Origin of the sequence: Streptomyces sp. GQFP (genome assembly GCF_021545335.1) — a bacterium.
GTDB lineage: Bacteria > Actinomycetota > Actinomycetes > Streptomycetales > Streptomycetaceae > Streptomyces.
This window is the reverse complement of sequence record NZ_CP089312.1, coordinates 6250170-6271398: the sequence shown is the minus strand read 5'-3', so window position 1 is coordinate 6271398 and position 21229 is coordinate 6250170. Positions and strand designations below refer to the sequence as shown.

At 69.4% G+C, this 21229-nt stretch carries 22 protein-coding genes and 1 pseudogene; 18 read left to right on the top strand and 5 right to left on the bottom strand.

The window, feature by feature from the left end:
- Positions 1 to 4 precede the first annotated feature (4 nt).
- The 7 genes from LUX31_RS28175 to LUX31_RS28145 all read left to right on the top strand — a co-directional run bounded on the left by LUX31_RS28175 (position 5) and on the right by LUX31_RS28145 (position 3474).
- Entirely contained in the window at positions 5 to 709 is a 705-nt protein-coding gene (locus LUX31_RS28175; RefSeq protein WP_235478115.1) for a zinc finger domain-containing protein, read from the top strand.
- Positions 706 to 1167 carry a hypothetical protein gene (locus LUX31_RS28170; protein WP_235478114.1) on the top strand — a complete coding sequence of 154 codons (462 nt, stop codon included), beginning with the start codon at positions 706 to 708 and terminating at the stop codon, positions 1165 to 1167. The genes LUX31_RS28175 and LUX31_RS28170 overlap by 4 nt, the downstream gene beginning before the upstream one ends.
- Complete coding sequence (locus LUX31_RS28165; RefSeq protein ID WP_235478113.1) at positions 1164 to 1352, top strand: hypothetical protein; 189 nt, start codon at positions 1164 to 1166, stop codon at positions 1350 to 1352. The genes LUX31_RS28170 and LUX31_RS28165 overlap by 4 nt, the downstream gene beginning before the upstream one ends.
- A gap of 125 nt (positions 1353 to 1477) precedes the next feature.
- Positions 1478 to 2005: an HNH endonuclease gene (locus LUX31_RS28160; protein ID WP_235478112.1), complete on the top strand. Its 528-nt coding sequence runs from the start codon at positions 1478 to 1480 to the stop codon at positions 2003 to 2005.
- Positions 2005 to 2529 (top strand): single-stranded DNA-binding protein, encoded by a 525-nt coding sequence (locus tag LUX31_RS28155; protein WP_235478111.1) that lies wholly within the window; start codon positions 2005 to 2007, stop codon positions 2527 to 2529. The genes LUX31_RS28160 and LUX31_RS28155 overlap by 1 nt, the downstream gene beginning before the upstream one ends.
- Before the next feature lie 199 nt (positions 2530 to 2728).
- A complete protein-coding gene (locus LUX31_RS28150) occupies positions 2729 to 3265 on the top strand; it encodes a hypothetical protein (RefSeq protein ID WP_235478110.1) in 537 nt (178 codons plus the stop codon).
- Positions 3262 to 3474: a hypothetical protein gene (locus LUX31_RS28145; protein ID WP_235478109.1), complete on the top strand. Its 213-nt coding sequence runs from the start codon at positions 3262 to 3264 to the stop codon at positions 3472 to 3474. The genes LUX31_RS28150 and LUX31_RS28145 overlap by 4 nt, the downstream gene beginning before the upstream one ends.
- 121 nt (positions 3475 to 3595) lie before the next feature.
- On the opposite strand, the gene LUX31_RS37545 is transcribed toward LUX31_RS28145, so the two are convergent.
- Positions 3596 to 3721 carry a hypothetical protein gene (locus LUX31_RS37545; RefSeq protein WP_268828209.1) on the bottom strand — a complete coding sequence of 42 codons (126 nt, stop codon included), beginning with the start codon at positions 3719 to 3721 and terminating at the stop codon, positions 3596 to 3598.
- Between the two features lie 29 nt (positions 3722 to 3750).
- Here LUX31_RS37545 and LUX31_RS28140 point away from each other — a divergent pair, with 29 nt between their 5' ends.
- From LUX31_RS28140 to LUX31_RS28095, 10 genes are all read left to right on the top strand, one after another.
- Complete coding sequence (locus tag LUX31_RS28140) at positions 3751 to 4581, top strand: hypothetical protein (protein ID WP_235478108.1); 831 nt, start codon at positions 3751 to 3753, stop codon at positions 4579 to 4581.
- Complete coding sequence (locus LUX31_RS28135) at positions 4578 to 5408, top strand: hypothetical protein (RefSeq protein WP_235478107.1); 831 nt, start codon at positions 4578 to 4580, stop codon at positions 5406 to 5408. The genes LUX31_RS28140 and LUX31_RS28135 overlap by 4 nt, the downstream gene beginning before the upstream one ends.
- A gap of 169 nt (positions 5409 to 5577) precedes the next feature.
- Complete coding sequence (locus LUX31_RS28130) at positions 5578 to 7056, top strand: hypothetical protein (RefSeq protein ID WP_235478106.1); 1479 nt, start codon at positions 5578 to 5580, stop codon at positions 7054 to 7056.
- Between the two features lie 58 nt (positions 7057 to 7114).
- Positions 7115 to 7492: a hypothetical protein gene (locus LUX31_RS28125; RefSeq protein WP_235478105.1), complete on the top strand. Its 378-nt coding sequence runs from the start codon at positions 7115 to 7117 to the stop codon at positions 7490 to 7492.
- A gap of 104 nt (positions 7493 to 7596) precedes the next feature.
- Positions 7597 to 8001, top strand: a complete 405-nt coding sequence (locus LUX31_RS28120; RefSeq protein ID WP_235478104.1) for a helix-turn-helix domain-containing protein — start codon at positions 7597 to 7599, stop codon at positions 7999 to 8001.
- Between the two features lie 221 nt (positions 8002 to 8222).
- Positions 8223 to 8621 (top strand): hypothetical protein, encoded by a 399-nt coding sequence (locus tag LUX31_RS28115; protein WP_235478103.1) that lies wholly within the window; start codon positions 8223 to 8225, stop codon positions 8619 to 8621.
- Between the two features lie 73 nt (positions 8622 to 8694).
- Complete coding sequence (locus tag LUX31_RS28110; RefSeq protein ID WP_235478102.1) at positions 8695 to 9219, top strand: helix-turn-helix domain-containing protein; 525 nt, start codon at positions 8695 to 8697, stop codon at positions 9217 to 9219.
- 6 nt (positions 9220 to 9225) lie between these two features.
- Positions 9226 to 10464 carry a PBSX family phage terminase large subunit gene (locus LUX31_RS28105; RefSeq protein ID WP_235480087.1) on the top strand — a complete coding sequence of 413 codons (1239 nt, stop codon included), beginning with the start codon at positions 9226 to 9228 and terminating at the stop codon, positions 10462 to 10464.
- A 12-nt stretch (positions 10465 to 10476) separates the two neighbouring features.
- Positions 10477 to 10701, top strand: a complete 225-nt coding sequence (locus LUX31_RS28100; protein WP_235478101.1) for a hypothetical protein — start codon at positions 10477 to 10479, stop codon at positions 10699 to 10701.
- Positions 10682 to 12316: a phage capsid protein gene (locus LUX31_RS28095; RefSeq protein ID WP_235478100.1), complete on the top strand. Its 1635-nt coding sequence runs from the start codon at positions 10682 to 10684 to the stop codon at positions 12314 to 12316. Before LUX31_RS28100 ends, LUX31_RS28095 begins: the two co-directional genes overlap by 20 nt.
- 139 nt (positions 12317 to 12455) lie before the next feature.
- Here LUX31_RS28095 and LUX31_RS28090 read toward each other — a convergent pair.
- From LUX31_RS28090 to LUX31_RS28075, 4 genes and pseudogenes are all read right to left on the bottom strand, one after another.
- Positions 12456 to 12998: pseudogene (locus LUX31_RS28090) on the bottom strand (aminoglycoside phosphotransferase family protein); the annotation flags it as partial.
- A 178-nt stretch (positions 12999 to 13176) separates the two neighbouring features.
- Entirely contained in the window at positions 13177 to 13689 is a 513-nt protein-coding gene (locus tag LUX31_RS28085) for an AAA family ATPase (RefSeq protein WP_235480086.1), read from the bottom strand.
- 500 nt (positions 13690 to 14189) lie between these two features.
- The gene (locus LUX31_RS28080) at positions 14190 to 16472 is read right to left on the bottom strand and encodes a tyrosine-type recombinase/integrase (protein ID WP_235478099.1); all 2283 of its coding nucleotides are present in this window, start codon (positions 16470 to 16472) and stop codon (positions 14190 to 14192) included.
- A gap of 197 nt (positions 16473 to 16669) precedes the next feature.
- A complete protein-coding gene (locus LUX31_RS28075; protein ID WP_235478098.1) occupies positions 16670 to 17962 on the bottom strand; it encodes a tyrosine-type recombinase/integrase in 1293 nt (430 codons plus the stop codon).
- A gap of 1036 nt (positions 17963 to 18998) precedes the next feature.
- Here LUX31_RS28075 and LUX31_RS28070 point away from each other — a divergent pair.
- Entirely contained in the window at positions 18999 to 21227 is a 2229-nt protein-coding gene (locus LUX31_RS28070) for a phage minor capsid protein (protein WP_235478097.1), read from the top strand.
- The last annotated feature ends 2 nt before the right edge of the window (positions 21228 to 21229 follow it).

Here is a 21229-nt window from a genome sequence, read left to right as displayed (position 1 = left end):
CCCGATGGACCGCCACCAGGTCGCCGCCCTGCTCGCGTACGCCGACCGCCTCGACCCGACCCGCGCCCCCGCCGACAAGGCCGCCGCCGGCGAACGCCTCGCCCAGTGGGCCGACCTGCTCGCCGACGTTGCCCCCACCGCGCCGCACCCCGAGGGGCGGCATTGGGACGCCTCGCAGGCCGTTCGCCGCCACATCGCCACCAGCCCGTACCCGATCAAGCCGTCGGATGTGTCCCGCCCGTGGGCCGACTTTCGCCGTGACGTCCTGTCGCGCCACGTCGACCCCGTGCCGGACGTCGACCCCGACGACCAGGCCGCTTACCGCGCCCGCCTCGCCGCCCACCGGTACGCCATCGAGACCGGCCAGACGTCCGCCACGCCGCGGGCCGCCCTCACCGCCGGCCCGGCCGCGGAAGAAGTCGCCCGCCGCCTCGCCGAGTTGGGCACGTACATGCCGCGCACCGTCGCCCAGCAGCTCGCCACTTATCGGCCCCGCCGGGCCGAACGCGAACGCCTCGCCGCCGAGAACGCGCCCGACCCGCTCACCGTCGCGTGCACGTGGTGCAACGCCGGCGAGGGCGAGCCGTGCCGAGGACGCCGCATCAACCCCAAGGGCGGAGAGATCAAGTACCGCCGCCGCGCCGCCGCGCATCACTGCCGCGTGGAGGACGCCACCACCACCCACCGAGCCCCGGAGACCGCCCGATGAGCCCGACCCCGAAGCAGGCCCGCCGGCACCACCGCAAGGCCAAGACGTCCGACCGCACGCACAACGTCAACAGCTACCGCGTGGAGGGGAGTTGGAACGACCGCCCCAACCGGCCGGCCGCGACCAAGACGCCCGACAAGCGCAAGGCGTACCGCATCGCCCGCCAGTGGGCCGCCGATGGGGCGTACGTGATCGTGCAGGAGCACACCGGTTGGGACACGTGGCGCACCCTCGACGAGTTCGACGGCCCGGCCCAGCTCGCTGAGCAGCGTAGGGCACAGCGCGAGGCCATCGAGGAGGCCCGCCGTACCGCTGAGGAGGCCGAGCGCCGCCTCGCCGCCGCCGAGGAGCGCGACCGCGAAACCGCCGCCCTCGAACGGCTCATGGTCCGCCCGCCCGTCCCGCGCGACGCCACCGGCCGCGTCACCGCCCGCCACACCGCAGGAGCCCGCCCGTGACCACGCCCCACGCCGCAACGGCCGTTGTCCGCGCCGCACTTGAAGACGCCACCGTGCGCGAGTTGCTGAACCGACCCGGCACGACCGCGTGGCGCATCATCCGCGCCCTCGAAACAGACGGATGGACGCTCATCTCCACCCCGGACGCCAACGGCCCAGAAACGGGCGTACAGAGCGCCCGCTAGCAGGTCACCCCCCAGAAAACCCGGATACCAGCGCAACTCTGCACCTGCTATCGTCCAGCCGTGGGCGGTACTTACCGCCCACGGCACATGCATGCAGCTCATACATCCCGGCGGAGGTACATCCCATGGCAGCGATAGCCCGGACCGTGCCGACGCCGGCCGAACGCTTCACCGCCAAGACGAAGCCCGGCCCCTGGTCACTCCGCCGAGACTGCCCCGGCCCCTGTCGACTGTGGGACGGAGCGATCAACGAGGACGGCTACGGGCACTTTTGGCTCGCCGGCCGCACCGTCAAGGCACACCGCGCCGCCGTCGCCCTCGCCGACGGAACGCCCGTCCCCGCACACCTCGACGTCGACCACCGATGCCGGCGCCGCGCATGCGTGAGCCGCGCCCACCTCGAACCGGTCACCCACCGCGAAAACGTGCTCCGCAGCTCAAACCACGTCGCCGCCCGCGCCGCCGTCACGCACTGCCCGGCCAGACACGCCTACGACGCGGCGAACACCATCCGCGCGAAGAACGGGACCCGGAAGTGCCGCGCGTGCAAGAACGCCGCCGCCCGCGCCCGCCGCGCCGAGGCCCGCGAGCAGCAGACCGCCCCCGTCATCACCCTGCCCACCCACCGCATCCCCGAGAGGACCGCCGCGTAATGGCTGGAGAAACCACCGTCACCGTCATCGGGAACGTCGTGAACGATCCCGAGTTGCGATTCACCCCGTCCGGCGCCGCCGTCGCCAACTTCCGCATTGCCTCGACCCCGCGCACGTTCGACCGCCAGACCAACGAATGGAAGGACGGCGACAGCCTGTTCCTGTCCGTGGCCGTGTGGCGCCAGCAGGCCGAGCACGTCGCCGAGTCCATCACCCGCGGCATGCGCGTGATCGTGGTCGGTCGCCTCGGACAACGCACGTACGAGGACAAGGAAGGCGCCAAGCGTTCGTCCTACGAGATCCAGGCCGACGAGGTGGCCCCGAGCCTCAAGAGCGCCACCGCCACCGTCACCAAGGCCAACGGCCGCCCGAGCACCACCGCGAACGGCTACGGCCAGCAGGCACAGAGCGGCTACGCCCAGCAGCAGGCACCCCAGGGCGGATACGGCCAGCAGCAGCCCCAGGGCGACCCCTGGCAGACAAGCGCCCCCGCCGGCCGCTACGCCGACGAGCCCCCGTTTTGACCGATCCCGCGCGCGCCCGCGACCGGTCGCCGGCCGCCCCGCGCGCGCGGGCCGACCGGTCGTGTTCATGGCGCCCGTGTTCACCGACGTGCCGCACACGAACGTGCAGTGGTTCACCGCCAACGCCGCGACGCCCGCATTTATCCCTGCACTTCCGGGCCACCGCGAACACCGACAACCGACTGATGAGGAACCGTCCATGCCCGAGCCCGCCGACTCCCAGAGCGCCGAGGTTGTCGACCTCGACCAGCACCGCGCCCCGCTCACCCCCGAGGCGCAGCACGGCCGTTGTGGTCGTGCCCTCGCCAGCGGCGCCCCGTGCCCCGATCACCCCGTGTCGCCCTCGGCAGCCCTGCTCGCCGCCTCGGCTGGCGCCGCCGAAGCCTTCACCCGCGCCATTGCCACCGTCGGGCCGAACGGCCGCCGCGCCGTCGAAGAGACGCGCCTGACCATCGAGTTCCACGCGAGCAGCACCTCGCCCACGCTGCACGCCCTCGCCGCCGCCCTGCTCGACCCCCAGCCGCGCACCGCCGATGCCGCGTACGCCACTGCCCGCACCCTGCTCGCCGCCCACACCCGCGAGTGCGCCCGCCTCGCCCGTGCCCGGCACGAGGAGACCCGCGAGCGATGGGGCGTGAACCGCGGAACCCGCGCCCTGCTCACCGGCATGGACAGCATCCGCAAGGCCCTCGACGCGCACGCCGTCGACCTCGACCCGGCCGAGGCGCAGCAGTGAGCGGCACCACCGGGACCGTCCTCGCCACCCTCGCCGGCGTCATCGCGTCCGGCATGCCGTTCGCCCTGCTCGCCTGCCACCGCGACCCCGGCCCCCTCGCCGACCGCGACCGCCTCGACCGCGGCGAGCGCCGCCGCGCACAGGACGACCGCGACCTGTTGCGGCTCGCCCGCAACCACGACCGCCGCAGACGGAGGAACCACCCGTGAAGCCCACCGCGCACCTCGCCGCCACCGAGGAGGAGCAGCGCGACCCGGATTTTTGCTGGACGTGCCGGCGCAAGTGCGGATCCCAAGCGCACCGGTGACGTGCCGGCGATGTGGCCGGCCCCTACGCCGGCCCGCCGCCGACCGCCTCGGCCCTGTCTGTCGCCGTCGCGACCGCGCCGCCGAGGCCGCACATGCCGGCGTAGTCCTCGCCCTCACCCGCGGCACCCGACAGCCCACCCTCGACCAACTCGCTTTCCCCGAGCAGGAGTTCACCCCGTGACCCAGCGCCAGCGCGCACCCAAGCCGTCCCACCACGACCGCCGCGACCGCCGCGCCACGGTCGACGTCCTGCTCGGTCGCATGCTCCGCGGAGTCCTCACGCCAGCCGAGGCCGCCCTACTCGCCGAGCACGCGCGCACCGAGCAGCGCCTCGGCGACGCCACGCGCAAGAGCCTCGGCGAGACCACCCGCGCCCTCGCCAAGAACCGCGAGGCCGCCGACGACGCGATACGCGAGATGGAACAGCGGGCCGTCGACGCCGAGGAACAGCTCAGGATGTATCGGGCCGTCGAGGAGCAGCGCCAGCAGACCGAGGCGACCGCGCTCCGCACGTGGCGAGAGAACGCCCGGAAGTACCGCAGCGACCTCAACACCGCCGAGGCCACGCTCAACCGCGTACGGACCGCGCCCAGCCTCGGCGACGCCCTCGCCGCCGTCGCCGCGTACGACGGCCTTTCACCCGAGCAGGTCGCCATACACACCGCGTTCGCCAAGGCCGCCGACAGTCCGCGCGCCCTGCTCGACGAGCAGGCCCGAGAGCACGCAATCGCCCTCGCCACCGAGCGCCGCCGCGGCGACGGATGGAAGCGGCACGCCCTCGACGCCGACCACAAGGCCGACCGGTACCGCACCGCATGGCTCGCCGCGCGCCGCGACCGCCGCGCCGACCGCGCCGCCATGGCCGCCGAGTTGCCCGACGTCATCGCCGGACAGCAGACCCGCGCCGCCGGCATCACCGCCACCGAAGCCACCCGCCGCGTGCGCCGGTACGCCGCCGCGGGCATCCCCGCAGCCCAGTTCGCCACCACCACGGAGCAGCCCCGATGAGCACCCCGACGTACACCGCGCCCACGACCCCGAGCACACCGCCCGCCGGCCGCCGCGCCGCCGTCAACCTCGCCGCCGTACGCGAGCAGTGGGGCGACCTGCTCGCCGCCATCGAGCAGCCCCCGGCCGCCGAATGGCCGCCGCGCGAGTGCGCCGGGTTCCTCGACCAGCTCGCCGCCACGCAGGCCGCCGACGACCCGATGCCCGCCGAACCGACCATCGGCCGCGTGCCGTTGATGCTGCGCGAGCACCCCGCCCCGCTCAACCTCACCGCCCTCGACGCGGCTCTGTCCGTCGAGCGCGACCTGTTCGACCTCGCCGACGCCGTGGCCGAGCAGGTACAGCGCCCCGCCATCGACGAGTACGACCGCGACAACCTCGCACGGTGGCGCCTGCCCACGTCCCGCGACATAGGCCCGGCCGCCGCCGCCTCGGCCGGATCCCGCGCGTACGGGCTGCATTGGGCCGCCGTGTGGCTGGAGGGTCGGGCCCTCGACGAGCCGGCCGGCGACCTGTTCCGGCCCATCCCTGCCCTGCTCGCCGAGCACGTCGCCGGCGTGGCCGCCCGCGCGCGCCGGACCGTCGAGCGCGCCCTGAACCGCGACAGCAGGTCGACGACGCTCGACTACCCGTGCCCATGGTGCGGCGGGCCGCTCACCGGCGTCACGCAGGCCGGCGACGTCCCGGCCGTGTTCTGCCCCCGCGGCGAGCAGTGCCCAGCCCCGGCCGTCCTCGACCGCCGGCGCCGCGTGTGGCAGGGCGCCGAGTTGGTCGATCTGTGGGCCGGCGTGATGGCCGCACGCAAACGGGCCGAGGAGCAGGCGTAGCAACTCACGGGGGCCGTATGGGAGTTGAGTCGGCCCCCGCACCACACAACATCTCTGAACAAAGTCCTGAACCGGGTTGTGAACTGAGTTCTGAACTGGATACAGTGGCGTTCCCGCCGGACGTCACCCGGCGGACCACAGACCGACGAGCCCAAGGGAGCAACCCCCAATGAGCGCAGTCACCATCCCCGGCGCCCTCGCCGACTACCTCACCGACCAGTTCATCGGCGACGACGAGACCGCCGCCGCCCTCGACGCCGCCCGCCGCGGTCGCGGCCGAACCCTGGTCATCGAGCCGACCAGCCCGCGCGTCCTGCACGTCATCAGCCGGTACGCCGAGGCCATCCTCGACACGAAGCGCAACCGCGCCCAGCGCGACGCCGCCCGTCTGTGGATCAAGCGCGCCGGCAACTCCCCTGCCCGCATGACGCATCACTTCACCAGCACCGAGACCGCCTACAACCACACGCAGACCCGCTACGACATCCGAGATGGTGACGTGCTGGTCGTCTTCTCCGAGCAGGTTGTCGGCATCCTGGTCAGCGCCTACCCCGCCGCCATCACCAAGGAAAACGGCCACCTTCACACCCTCACCGCGCCGGCCCGCGAGATCGAAGATGGCGCGTACGCGGCGAGCGCCGAGGCCGCCGAGCAGGCCGCCCGCAGCTACGGTTTCCCCCTCGCCGGCGAGGAGACCGAGCCGGCCCCCTACGCGGAAGGCGCCCGCGTTCAGCAGGGCAACCGCACCGGCACTGTGACCGCCGTCAACGTGCCCGTATTCCACCTCAACACGCAGACCACCACCCGCGACAACGTGACCATCAAGTGGGACCACGGCACGGAATCGACCATCCACCCGAGCCACGTCGAGCCGGCCGTCGAGGACGTCGAGGCACGGCAGGCCGTCGCCGAGGTGACCGAGGCCGAGGCCACCGCCGGCACGTGGCGGGGCGAGTGGATCGGCGAGCAGCCGGCCGGCACCACCCTGTTCGACGTCGAGCCGGCCGCGGAACAGGGCGCCCTGTTCGTCGAGGACGAGCAGCCCGCCCGCGAGGCCGTCACCGTGCGCATGACCCCGGAGCCGGCCGGCCTCGCCCGCATCCGCGCCAAGGCCGCCGCCGACCGCGAGGCGTACCGCGCCAAGATGGACGAGCGACAGGCCGCCGACCACATCGCCCACGGCGCCCCCGTGCCGCCCGCCGTACAGGCCCGTATCGACGCCCGCCGCGCCGCCGAGGCCACGCCCGAGCAGGGCGAGGAGTTGCCCGCCCGCCGCGTCATCGAGGGCGTCATCGTCGGGCACGCCGGCACGGCCGAGGGCAGCATGCCCGCGGACGCCGGGCACCCGAACGTGATCGCCGCGCGTGCCGCCCTCGCCAGCCTCGCCGCCGCCCGCATGACCGACCACCACGACGTGAGCGACCCCACCGACGCCGAGCAGGACGTACGCGGCTATCTGGTCGAGCCCCGAGGGGGCGCCCGCGTCGCCGTCTACTGGCTTGAGGGCGGGCGCATCATCCGCCGTGACACCCCCATCGACGGGGCCGCCCTCGATTGCCTCGCCCATACCCTCACCCGCCGCGGCTGGACGGTCGAGAAGATGCTCAAGTCCTCGCAGTGCGTCTTTGCCCACCGCCCAACGAACTGATCACCCACTGGCCCGCCCTCGCCCGAGGGCGGGCCCCGCCCGAACAGGAACACCGAAGATGAGCCCTCACGCGCCAACCGTCGCAGAGCTACGCGCAGACCTCGCCGCGGATCTGGAGAAGGCCCCGCCCGGCATCGGCGCCGACATGCTGCGGCAATTCGTCGCTGTATTGGACGACTACATGCAGCAGTGCGCCCCCCAACAACCGGCCTCCCCCACGATTCGCGAACGGCTCAATGAGGCAGGGCGCAAGCGCCGCGCGTGGAAAGCCTTTGAGCACGAGTTGCCGGCACTCTTCGCCGAGGCCAACGCAACCGGCCGCTACGGCGCCGAGAGCATCGCCGGAATCGTTGGCGTCTCCCCGTCATACGTCTATCGAAAGTTGCGTGAGCAGTCAGGCGAAGTGACCGGCGAGGCACCGCCAGTCGGCGAGTAACAGCTCAGCACTCGCAGCGACAACCACCAACCCGCACACAGGTGCGGCCCGCACACGGTGACGTCACCACCGGGCGGGCCGACTAACCGATGGGAGCAACCCCCATGGCCACCACAGAGACTACCGGCGCCCTCGACCTCGCCGAGCGCCGCGCCACCGTGCGCCGCCTCGCCGCCGACAGCCTGTCTAACCGCGAGATAGCGCGCCGCCTCGGTATCCATCACCGCACCGTGGCGCGCGATCTCGAAGCGCCGGCGCCGGCCGCAGCACCACAGACCGCGCCGCAAGCCGCGCCACCTGCCCCGACCAGCGGCGCATCACCCGCGCCACGGCGCCCGTCGCTCATCAAGGAACTCGACCCGCGGCTCATCCAGGACCTGAACGTGTTGGTGGACCGGCGCACCGGCGCACTTCCCGCGCCCTTGGATCGCATCGTCCGCGCCTACGCCGACCGGACACGCGCCGCGTGGAGCGCGGCGATGGAGCGCCGCGCCGAGGAGGAGGCGTAGCGCGCGACCGGACGCGCGCCGGCCCGCGCGTGCGAGTTGCGCCGTTATCGATCTGTGACCTAGAGTTGGGGCCGTCCCCGGCGTGCCCGGATACTGGCAGCACGCATGCAGCCGAACGCCCCACCGTCCGCCGCGGTGGGGCGTTCGCATGCACACTGCAACCTTCACACCCCCCTCACGCGTCACACACAGGAATCATCCGCACCCGTGGGGGGAACCACGTGAAGCACCGCAGCACCGCCGCCGCCGTCCTACTCGCCGCCCTCGCAGCGCTCACCGCTTGCAGCAGTGGCGATGACAGCAGCAGCGACAAGGCCGCCGACGTACCCGCGTACGAGATCACCAAGCAGGACACCAGCGGGAATCAGCGCACGGTCACGGTCGAGGTGAAGACGACCAAGGGACTGCGCGCCGTGTTTGACGACGTGGCCGGCAAGCTCCACGAGGACGCTGGTTACTTCGTGGAGATCAACTGTGCGACCGGCGGCACGGCCAGCGTGGACAATCGGTTGGCCAACGGCCGTAAGGCTGTCGGCAACATCGGCGCCGCCTCGACCGGCCTCGACGACGGGAAGACCGAATACGAGGCGCAGGAAGGCCGTACCTGCCCCGCCAAGTAGGAGCACCACCGGACCACGCCCCCACCGCGCCCCCGTAGCGGTGGGGGCGTTCCCATGCCCGAGGGGGTGAGCCGTGGGCCGCCCCATCGACGACGACGACCGCCGCCGCGTGCGCGAGCTGCACGCCGCGGGCAAGTCCCGCAACGACATCGCCCGCGCCATCAAGCGCAGCCCCTCGACCGTTTCGAAGATCGCCGCCGCGTTCGAGCCGCCCCTCACGTTCGACCGCGCCGCCGAGGTGGCCGCCGCCACCGCCGTACGCACGGCAGACCTCGCCGACCGCCGCGCCGCCCTCGCCCTCGCGCTGCACAACGACGCCGAGCGGCTACGCGCGCAGCTCTGGCAACCAACCGTCTACGGGGAGTTCGCCGGCAAGGACGGGAAGTGGCAACAGGTCCACCTCGACCAACCCCGTTTCGCCGACCAGCGCCAGATCATCGGCGCCACCGCGACCGCCATTCAGCAGTCCCTACGCCTCGCCCCTGTTGAGGGCGGCGAGGGATCCGAGCAGGTGCGTTCGATGTTGGGCGCCCTCGGCGACGCACTGACGCAGGCCGCCGGCGACCCGGACCCCGGGGAGGCCGCGGACGGGGGGTGAGCCGTGTTGCTCGACCTCGACCGCCTGCCCCTGTCCCGCAAACAGCTCACGTCCATCGGGCAGGCCACGGCCCGTATCAACCTCTGGCATGGGTCGGTCCGGTCCGGCAAGACGATCGCCTCGCTACTGGCGTTCGTCATCGCCATTGCCACGGCCGGCCCGTCGGGACTCATCATCATCTGTGGGCGCAGCCTTCAGACGATCGAACGCAACGTTCTCGAACCCCTGCAAGACCGCGCCCTGTTCGGCCCCCTCGCCCGGCACGTCGTGCACACCCGAGGCGCCACCACGGCCGTCATCCTCGGCCGCACCGTCCACCTGATCGGCGCCGCCGACGCGCGCGCCGAGGGCCGCCTACGTGGCCTCACCGCGCAGCTCGCCTACGTGGACGAGGCAACCCTGTTGCCCGAAGGGTTCTGGACTCAGCTACTCGCCCGCCTGTCCGTGCCCGGCGCCCGCCTGTTCGCCACGACCAACCCGGACAGCCCGAGGCACTGGCTCAAGACCGGATACATTGACCGCGCCGGCGAACTGAACTTGCGCGCGTGGCACTTCCGCCTCGCCGACAACCCGTCGTTGTCTGCCGAGTACGTCGCCGACCTCACTGCCGAGTACGTCGGACTGTGGCGCCGGCGGATGATCGATGGCGCATGGGTGGTCGCCGAGGGCGCCGTCTATGACATGTGGGACGAGGCCCGGCACGTGGTCGCCGAGCTACCGGCGATGCGCCGTTACTGGTGCGGCATCGACTACGGCACCACCAACCCGTTCGCCGCCGTCGTGTTGGGCGAGGGAGTCGACGGCCGCCTGTACGTCACGAACGAGTGGCGGCACGACTCCCGCGCCAAGCACCGCAGCATGACCGATGCGCAGTACAGCGGCGCCGTCCGGTCATGGCTCGCCGACCTCGCCATCACGCCCGAGTGGACGTTCATCGACCCCTCGGCCGCCTCTTTCACTACGCAGATGTGGCAGGACGGGCACCCGGGCCTCGCCCGCGCACGGAACGACGTGGTGGAAGGCATCCGCAGCGTGGCCGCCCTGCTCGCCGCCGGCCGGCTACTGGTGCACGAGTCCTGTACGGGCCTGCTCGACGAGTTGCCCGGTTACTCATGGGACCCCAAGGCCACCGAGCGCGGCGACGACGCCCCGATCAAGTCGGACGACCACAGCGCCGACGCACTGCGCTACGCCGTGCACTCCACCGCCCACGAGTGGCGGCACCTGCTCACCCTCGCCGCCTAGGAGGCCGCCGCCGTGGCGCACACCCCGCCCCTCTCGCCGACCGTTCACCTGCCCGTGCGCCTCGACATCGGGGGCCATGTGATCGAGGCCGGCACGCTCGCCCTCGACCCCGACCAGCCGACATGGCCGCAGTGCGCCGCCGCTTTGCGCGACCTTGCCGCCGCCCTGGTGCTCGCCGCCGACGAGCCCCCCGACGACGAGCAGGAGGTGACCGCCGATGCCGCTCCCCGCGAATAACACGCCGTGGCCGCCGCCGCAGTGGGCCCGCCACTACCGCGAGATGGCCGTAGACGATGCGTGGTACTCCGGTGACCGCCACCGCCTGTCCAACCTCTACCGCCACCAAGCCACCCGCGAGCGAAAGTGGCGACTGTGGGGGCGCCGCCGCAACGGCGACACCAGGCCGGACCACCGCCTACACATCCCCCTCGCCGGCGACATCGCCGCCACCTCGGCCGATCTCCTGTTCGCCGACATGCCGAAAGTCACGGCCGCCGACACCATGACTCAGGATCGCCTCGACGACCTCGCGGACCGCGGCCGGCTGCAATCTCTCTGCCTCGGCGCCGCCGAGCAGGCCGCCGCCCTGTCCGGCGTCTACCTGCGGACCACATGGGACCGCGAGGTTGCCGACTACCCGATGATCACGGCCATGCAGCCCGACCAGGCCATACCCGAGTTCAGGTTCGGCATGCTCCAGTCGGTCCAGTTCTGGCGAGAGTTGCCCGGCCCCGCCGGCGACCGCGAGGTATGGCGGCACATCGAGGCACACGAGCCCGGCTACGTCCGCCACGCCCTGTACCAGGGCACCCGCGACAACCTCGGCCGCCTCATGTCGCTCGCAGACCACCCCGACACCCGCGGCATGGTCGACAGCCTCGACCGCGAGGGCGACGGACAGACCATCAGCACCGGCATACCGCAGCTCACCGCGAGCTACGTGCCGAACATGCTTCCCAACCGGCTGCACCGCACCGCGCCGATCGGGCGCAGCGACTACGCCGCCCCGATTCACGACCTGCTCGACAGCCTCGACACAACATGGACGAGTTGGATGCGAGACATCCGCCTCGCCCGCGCGCGGCTGATCGTCCCGGACGGCTACCTACGCGACAACGGCCCCGGACAGGGCGCCACGTTCGACGAGGAAGCCGAGGTATGGGCCGGCCTCAAGATCCCGCCCACCGAGGGCGGGAACGGCATCACCCTCGCCCAGTTCGGGATCAGGGTCGACGAACACCGGTCCACCGCCGAGAGTCTGGTGAAGCAGGCAGCGCAGGCCGCCGGCTACTCGCCCAGTTCGTTCGGCCTCGACGCCGACGGGCAACCGGTGACCGCCACCGAGGTTGACGCCCGCACGCAGCGCAGCACGATCACCCGGACCAAGAAAGCCGGACACTGGCGCCACGCCCTCACCGAGCAACTGCACGTACAACTCATGCTCGACCGGCTGATGTTCGGCAGCAGGGTCACACCGCAGCGCCCCACGGTCGAGTTCGGATCGGGCGTGGCCGAGTCCATGCAGTCGGTCGGGACAACCCTCGACCTGCTCGCCCGCGCCGGCGCCGTCAGCACCGCGACCAAGGTCAAGGTGTTGCACCCCGAATGGGACGACACGGCAGTAAAAGCCGAGGTGGCGCTCTTCTCCGAACCAAGCACTGGGCCTGTGCAGGATGAGCAAGGGCGCCGCGTCCGCTTGTTCACGCCTTGGCGCGGGTCAGCCGCTCAGAAGCTTGGTCGCGTAGGGCGCCAAGCGCGATCGGCTGTTTCCCGTAGAGGACTTCTGTGCGGGCATTGTGAGCCGCAGGCCAAAGGCTGGCAGCCCAAGCGATCTGTAGCTCTTCGGTTGTGAAGGCACGTCCACGACTCTGTTGGTACACATCAAGGAAGACCGCAGAGCTCTCGACCGGAGCCAGGGTTGGGTGCTCGGCGCTGGCGAAGGTTCCGGAAGCCGCACCCGCGATTGCCGCCTCGGGAAGCCAGGCCAGGCTGTCCCAGTCGTGGACCGCGTAGGCTCTCCCGCCCTGCCACCGCACGTTCTGTGTCTCCCAGTCTGCGTGGCCGACCACGCTCGGCAGCTGGGTACGTGCCATCCGGGATCGAACGCGTATGGCGGTCTCCTCAAGATCGCGAGGCAGTTCGACTTGGTCCGCCCGTGCATCGTGCCAGTCGTAGGTCGGCCACACCTCGGAGTCCCGGTGGTCCCAGCGGACCCATGCCGGGTTCGGAAGCGGAGGCGGCACATCGACATGCAGTGCGCCGGTGACCAATTCTGCGAGCAGCGCAGCGAACTTCGCAGCGACATTCGGGCCATCGCCACGAAGCATGTCACCGCCCGGAAGCCACTCCTCGGCATGAACGGCCTGCCCTTCCATCACGGTCACGGCGGTGAGGGGCCGCGGGCAGGGGTACCCGCTGTCCGCCAGGAAGTGCTGGACGTCCACACAAGCCCTGGCGCGGCCTGCTTCATCGGGCCGGATCTTGACGACGATCCGGCGGCCGTCGTCCAGACGAACGGCCGCCACTTCCGACATCTGCGTGGTGGAGAGCAGTCTCTCGACGGGCGTTCCACCCAGCTCGCGCGTGCACCACTCGACCACGAGTGCTGGCAGTCCAACTGGTTCCTGCATCCGCTCAACGTAGAAGATCACAGGCCAACAGGGCGAGCAGGTTTCGCACTGCCGAGCACGACCACCGGTTACGGCACCGCCTTTAGCTGTCGGTGTACGAGGGCCAGTGGTCTTCTGCCCACTCCGACCACCCCGGCCAGCCCGGCGGCGGGCTGGGAATCTCGCCGCCATCGAGTTCGGCGGCGTCAGGCACCTGGAACTGCTCCCGCCATTGGTCTACGTCGGCCTCGCTCATCGGGAACGTCTGATGCGGTGTCGTCGCCTGGCGGTGCGCGATGCGGGCGAGTTGGACGTCCTTGTCCACGGGCACGTAGACCACCTGGCATGCTGCCCCGGCCGACCGTGCCAGCCAGCGCAGTGCCGACCGTTCATCGCGGCCCCAGAGCCCGTAGTCGAGCACGACGCTGGTCCCCAGCCGCAGCGCCTGCAGAGCGACCGAGATGAGCCGCCCTTCGAGCACAAAGCGCTTGCCGTCGGCCATCGAATCGCCAAACAGCGGGATCATCCAGTGATCTGGGGTCAGCCGCAGCGCCCGGTGCGTTGCGGCGAGCTCTTTGGCCCGGGTGGTTTTCCCGGCTCCGGGGAGCCCGACCATCAGGAGCAGGGTGGCGACACGCGGGTCCTGCGTGACGGGCCTGGCTGCATCCGGGCATGGGAATGGGTTTTCGTACTGTGAATCGAAACGCTGCGACTGAGACATGACTCCCCTGATCAGGCAGGATGGCCCGGCAGCACAGAATTAAGGGAGTGACTGCCGGCAGGACACTGATCCGGCGGTACGTCTTGGCGCTGGCCCCGGCAGGGGCAGCAATGAGGCCGCGGTTACAGCAACCTCGGGTACCGCCGCTAAGCGGCGGTACGGGTAGTCATGGGGCAGCACATGCCTTCACCATAGCCGACAGCCGACCTGCCAGGGACGGATATCCTTTCTACGCGAGGCTGTCAGCACCGGAACCAGCGTTCGTACTGTTCAGCGGGCAGAACGGACTCCGGCACTGGTCGGCTGGCGGTGCTGCCCGCCGTACGCGATCCGATACGCGCCCTGGCCTGTCGATGGTCAAGGCCGCCGCGTTTCGCTGTCTATCGACTCTGATTTCATCTCGTCGACTCATCTGGATCGCTGGCCCTGTGAAACCCTGGGCTTTCGCTTGTGCGGCCGACTACCTGATCAAACGAAGGGACTCCAAGGAAAATTGGAGACCTTTTTCGTTCTTCCCTAATGTTCAGTTGCGTGATCTTCTCATCAGCTGCGGTGAGACTGACCCGTAGCCCCTCTGCTTCTCCCAGCCACCCTTCACGCTCTGCTTCGGAGATGCGGTCTCGCAAGTTGTCCCGGATTTCAATCAGCCGGGGTCGTTCGGTAGGGCTGGTAATGAGTACGGGGCAGCGGACGCACGCATGCTCGTGACTGCATTCGGTTCCGTAGGCTCGCCCACACTCCCCGAGGGCGAGTTTCCTCCTTTCAAAATGGCCGAGGAATTCGTCCCATTCCTCTGGTGTGACTGTACGGTACTCTTCGGCAGGCCGGTCCTGGCGTCGGCGAGCGATGAAAGCACGGTGCGCCTCGATGGCTTCGGCAGGGTAGATTGCGGCGTAGCCCATCGTGCTCGTGAGGCTGTCATGGCCTGCGATAACTTGGGCAATGTGGGGCGGCAGGCCGTTCATGATGGCGTCGGTGATGAAGATCCTACGGAAGTCGTGCGGCCGAAAAATCAGCGGCATTCCGGATTTGTCTATGAGTCCGGATGCTTCGAGGGTTTCATCCAAGGCCCTGCGGATGGTGCCATATGAGATGGCTCTGTGTTCACCACTGACGGCCCACTGGAAGAGGATGGGCATCGGGGCATTCCAGACCCTTTCATGCGCGTCGTATGTTTGGATTGATGGAATAGTCCCGTCGGGTTGACGGGCGCGACTGATGACTGCGCTCAGAACGTCGGCAAGTTCTGGGTCGATGAGCAGCAGTCGCTCTTTGTCGGTCTTTGACGGCGCGATCTGAAGGAGGGGGACCGTCTCGCCGGTGGTGGGGAGCTTGTAGCGGATGATGCTGTGATGGCTGAGTTCTTGGAGCTCCTCAATCCGGATGCCTGTATGGCGCAGGATTTCGATCGTCGCCCACGCGAAGAACGCCCGCTTTTCTTCGCCACGGATGTCCCGGCTGGTCCCGTTGATGTCCCGGACGCGTCCTGGTTTTCCGTCGGCGCGGCTGGAGGACTCGGGGAGGGTGAAGGTCTCCCCGCGAAATTTCACGGTGGAGCCCAACGGAGCTGATTCAATAGTTTCGAGGCGTGCAGTGGCTTCTTTGAGGAGCAGCTCAGCGGTTTGGACAATAACCGGCAATACAGGCAGACGTTCACGGGTGCGTTGGTCTGACCTGGACTTCTTCCGCTGCTCATGCTTCTTCTTTGCCAACTCCGCTTCGCTGACCGGGCATGGTGCAGCCCAGTGCCCCCATCGTTCGGGCTCGTCGAGGGCCCACTCCGCGAGGTCCAGATAGAAGGCGCGTACCGAAATCTTGACGGCCGGTGCGCTCTCGCGGGGTTCGATCGTTGTCTGGACGGTGCCGTCAGGGCGACGCCGACGTGTGGTCTTCACCGCGATGCGTGCTTTCCAGGCGTCACTCACGTCTTTCGGCAGCCGGAGGGTGTCGATGCCGGGGTGGTGATGTTCGAGATCAGCCCAGAATAGGCGGCCCAGTTCGGAGGCGAGGCTCTTGAGACTGGTGTAATCGAGGGTGGGCTGGCGTTCGGTGAGGTAATCGACCAAGAGATCACGAACGGGCCGGCAGTGCAGCTTGTAGCGATCTATGAGCTCGGCTGGTCGCAGCTGTCCCGTGCGGACAGCCACGTGGTTGAGGGTGACGGGGGCATCAGGAGGGAACTGACCCCGGTTCCGGAGCCAGGTGTAGGCGAGTCGGACGGCTTTTCCGCTCGACCCTGCGACCAGCTTCGGATGAGTCAGCAGGTCGCCTACGACAATGTCGTCGACGCCACCGCCGTAAGCGGCGACGATTTGGGCGATGAACTTATAGGCTTCTGAGCTGTTGCGGTTGGCCCGGTCGTGTCCAGAGGTGTCACTTACCAAGCGGGCAAATCCAGTGGGGTCGCGCGTAGCGGCGATAGCGGGCCGCAGGTATCTCGAGGAGTTCCCGGCCAGCCATTCCATACTGGGGCGGATGACATCCGCGCAAGTCAAAGCCAGCAGGCCAGACTTGAGTGCAGTACGGCTGGGGCTCCTGCCGAGGGTAGACGCCCAGGCCAGGATTCCCTGCTGCCAGTTGTCGTAGGCAGCGGAGGCAGGAGCGGCGTTCCATCGTTCCTGCCAGGTCTCGCCGGGGAATGTCTCCAGCCAGCTCAGCAGCAGACGGGCTCCGACCATATGAGAGCTCCGAACTCCTGCGTTCTCTCTTCGGAGGGGCGGCTTGTCCAGGCGGTCAAGGACCGCCTCGCGTGGTGCTGTAGTCAGTGGCCACGAGGTTGTCCGGGAACGAGGCGGGAACGCTCGAAGCAGGGCGGCAGCCTCTTCTCCCCGATGAGTGGCCGACGCTGGGCGGGAGGGCACGGCGAGGCGGCTGGTCACGAAGAGGGCCTTCCGAAAAGGATGTTGAGAGAGTCGGGGTTATAGGCCGGGGCTGGCGGTGCCGGCGGCGGATTCTCTCGACGCTGCTGCTGCCGGGCATGGTGGGCGAGCCCGGCCGTGATGACGTCGTCTTTGGTGGGACGGTTGTAGATGTCCAAGGTCGACAGGTACTTGTGGCCCAGGATGTGCTGGACGTAGACGGGCGGCATGTCCGGGTCGTCCAGCATCAGGAACGTTGCGGTGTGCCGCAGATCGTGAAGGGTCCAGTTCGTGCCCAAGAGTTCGTTGGCCCGGTTGAACATCATGCGGGCCGCGTCGTACTGCAATGGCCGCCAGGGACGGCGCAGTGTCCACCACAGTGGCCGCTTACGTCCGCGAGGGACGCCCTTCTTCCAGGCTTCCTCCTGGTAGAGGCGCAGCCACACGAACGCGTCGCGAGTGGCAGGGAGTTCCTGGTAAGCGCGGCTGCCCTTACGAATCACACCGATGGTCTGCTCGCCGACGTCGGCGTCACTCTGAGTGGAGGTAAGCAGTTCCTCCGCGCGGGCCCCTGTCGCGACCCAGAACGCCAGCAGAGCCCGGTCGCGATGCGAGCGGAGGCCCGCGAAGACCTCGGTGTACTTCTCCTCGGGGATCTGCCGCGGGATCCGCTTGGGTAGTTTGGGCCGATATAGGCCGGTACGTTGGTTTCTGTAGGGCTTTTCAGGGCTGTGGTGCGCATTAGCACGGGCCGAGCGCCTGCTACGGACAAGAGGGAACGGGTTGACCAGCAGCGATCCGGTGTTGCGCTCCAAGTGGAAGTCGTAGAACGACCGCAGCACCGTCTCGCAGTGCGCTCGTGTGCTCGGCGCGTACTTCTTGCCGACGGAGGGCTTTCCGGTCACCGGATTCGGCGTACCGGGTTCCGGCCTGGCAGTCCGGGAGGAGGCTGGGATCTCCGCCGGGTCCTTGCCTCGATGACGCCAATGAATGCGCACCGGCTTGTCTGCAAGCCGCATCCACAGCATGAAGTCCCGGGCGTCTTCCCGAACCGCGCGGTCCCACTCGAGCCCGAACGCCCACAGGTACCGCCACCAACGCAGTAGATCCATACCGTATGAGCGCGGAGTCAGGGGTGAGCCGTCCGCTGCAACCAAATCCTTGAGGTACACCGCAACGGCCTCGATCGGTATGCCGTGCGGGTCCAGTACCTGGTACGGCTCCCAACAGTCTCCCGTCTCCAATAATCGGCCCACTTGAGGCAGGACGAAGTTCTTCAGGTCCCTTCCGGGACGTCGTTCGCCAGACACGGCGCGAAAACTAGCAGAAAGGCACTCTGACCTGCGAATACGCATGATTTAGTTCGGTCAACACGTCATCCTTGCCGAGACCGGCGCCGCAGCGCCCGACCCGGTTGGCAGTTTCCCAATGTGACCGCCTCCGCCGTGTCCTGAGGCGCCTCGGCGTAGAACAATCGCACTATTGCGAAGAATCCGACTCGCCGGCATCAGGCGCCTCACCACGCCGTGATTCCTGATCACCGGGCTCAGTACGCTCATTCAAGGAATCCGGTTCCGAAGGCTGCCGCGAATCATCAATCCCGAAAGCGGCTCGGATCTTCGCACTCACCCCCGCAGCCGTGGCGTTTCCAGCCTCGGCAACTACGGGGGTAAGGAATTTAACCAGGAAGATTCCCCCGAGGTAAGCCCCGACCATAGCCGGTCCGCTACTCCCCCACGTAACGCCAAGCCCTATAGCTGAAGCCTGCTCGGCAACCACCCTGACAGGCGCCCAAGTGGAGGGCGGAGAGTTGAAGTGCGGAACAACAGCTTCGTCACTGAAAAGAAGCTCAAGCAGGTATTCACGCAAATTCACCCCCTCCAACTGCGCAGCAGATTCGGCCAGAGAAGCGAATGCGTACATACCCACGGCTGGAAAGGCATAGTAGCGAGTGGCAACAAAATCGCTAAGCGTAGGGGAAGAAATTGGCCCCGTCCGGGCGACTCGCCGACGCTGAATCCTTGCCGCTTCCGAGTCAGTTAGTCGCTCGTCACTACCGCTTATTTCCAGGACCCCGACGTGACCCGCCCCCGGGACCTCGATATCTACTCGAAGGGTCACGGATCTACGCTGCACCCGCCCCGGGGGACGCCACGGAATCGATTCTCTGGCCTGCCCAGCCCCTCCATCGCTCGTCTCTCTTTGACTGGGCACTGGGCTGCTGGCACTCCGCCCAGCGGTCCCTATTCTCGGCTCCGACATTGCGTCTCCCCTCCGCCGCAACAGCGTAGACGGCCCAGTCTCCCTAGATCACTAGCTTTCGCGTCACTCGGGGGAGGGTGTCCGATGCCGATCCATCCGGGCATGGTCGAAGACCTCGCCGCGGGCACCCGCGACCTGTACGCGCAGGCCGAGGAACGCTTGTTGGGCATCATCGCCCGACAGCTCGCCGCCGGCCTCGACGCCCCGGGGTGGGCCGAGCGCAAGCTGTCCGCCGTGCAGGCCCTACGCACCGCCTCACAGGCCGTTGTCGACGAGGTGGGAAAGGCCGTCGCCCTTGACGTGTTCGACGCCGTGGCCGAGGCGTACAACACCGGTCACCGGTCCGCCGTCGCCGAGTTGGGCGCCCTGTCCGACGACGCGCGCCGGCTGGTCGACGACGTCACCCCGCAGGCTCAGGCCGTCGACCGCCTCGCACAGGAAACCGTCGACCTGCTCACCGACCGGCACCGATCGATTCTGCGGACCGTCGAGGACGGATACCGCGCCGTGGTCGCCGAGGTGACCGCAACGCCCCTGCTCGGTACCGGCACCCGCCGGCACGCCACTCAGGACGCCATGCGCGCATGGGCCGACCGCGGCATCACGTCGTTCACAGACCGCGCCGGCCGCCGATGGCAGCTCACGAGCTACGCCGAGATGGCCGTACGGACGTCCGTCGGACGGGCCGCGACCGAGGCGCACGCGCGCACCCTCACCGACGCCGGAATCGATCTGGTCATCGTGTCCGACGCCCCGCGCGAGTGCCCCCTGTGTCGCAGGTGGGAAGGCAAGGTGTTGTCCCTGTCCGGGGCCGCCGGCGCCCGCACGGTCGAGGTTGAGCACGCCGTCGAGGACGGCCGCATGGTCCGCGTGGACGTCGCCGGATCCCTCGACGAGGCCCGCCTCGCAGGGTTGCAGCACCCCAATTGCCGCCACTCGACGTCCGCCTACACCCCCGGCATCACCCGCCTCGACGAGCCGGACAGTGACCCCGACGGGTACGAGGCAGGGCAGCGACAGCGCGAGATCGAGCGGCACATCAGGAAGTACAAGAACCGCGCCGCCGCCACCGTCGACCCCGAGGCGAAGCGACAGGCGAACGCCAAGGTGAGGCAGTGGCAGAGCAACATGCGCGACCATCTCGCCGCCCACCCCGACCTACGCCGGCTCAGGCACCGCGAGCAGCCCGGAGCCTCGAACCTCCCGGATCCGCGCACGCCGGCGACGCCCGAGCAGGTCGACGCCGCCCGCGTGTGGTCCGGCGACGAGCGCAGCGTGCGCGCCATGACCGATGACCAGCTCGCCGCCGCGGAACGCTCCGGCCTGCTCGACCAGCAGGCCCGCGACCGCATCCGCGCCGAGGCCGACCGCCGCGACGTCGCCGACCTGCTCGACCGCGCCGCGCCCGGCGGACGCCTGTCCGACGACCTCACCGGGTTGTCGGACGACGAGTTGGGGCGCCTGCTCGCACACGTCGACACGTCCGACGCGTTGCGCATCGCCGGCGAGATGGACCGCCGCGACCTCGCCGCCCGCTTGCCCGACGTCCGCACGGACCTTGTCCGCCTGTCCGATGACCAGCTCGCCGCGCGTGTGCGCGAGGCCATCGCGCACGGCACCGACGACGTGGCCAGCCTCGCCGCCGAGGCGCACCGCCGCGACCTGCTCGCCGCGCACTTCCCGAACGGGACGCTTGCCGCGGATCTCTCGCAGGTGGGGGACGACGCGTTGGCGTGGTGCATGCAGTACGCCAACAACGACGAGCTACTACGGATCGCCGCGGAGATGGACCGCCGCGACGCCGTGCCCCTGCCCTCGCCGGCCGCGACCGGCGACGCCGTGGCCGACCTGCTCACCGACCGCGACGCCCTCGCCGACGCCATGGGCGACGCCCCCAACCCCGACGGTTGGGGCGCCCTCGCCGATGACGCCACGTGGGCCGACGAGTTGGCTACCGCCATTGCCGCGGACGCCGCCCGAGGAGTGACCGCGGAGACCGCCCGGAAGGTCACCCGCGCCGAGGCCCGCGCCATGTATGACGAGTACTGCTACCGGCAGATGCTCGCCGCCGAGGACGCCACGAACGGCTACCTACTCAATAAGAAGGCGCAGGCCGCCGGGCACAACCCACAGTCTCTGTTCAGCGGTCCGGCCCGCATCGCGTACGCGCGCGCGTCGGACGAGCTGAAAGAGTGGTGGGCGACGCACGGCCGTCTCACTCAGGCCGAGTTCATCGAGAAGGCGACCGGCCAGGAACAGCGTTGGGCGTCCGGCGCCCGCAAGAACGAGAGCGACCAACAGAACAAGAGGTGAGC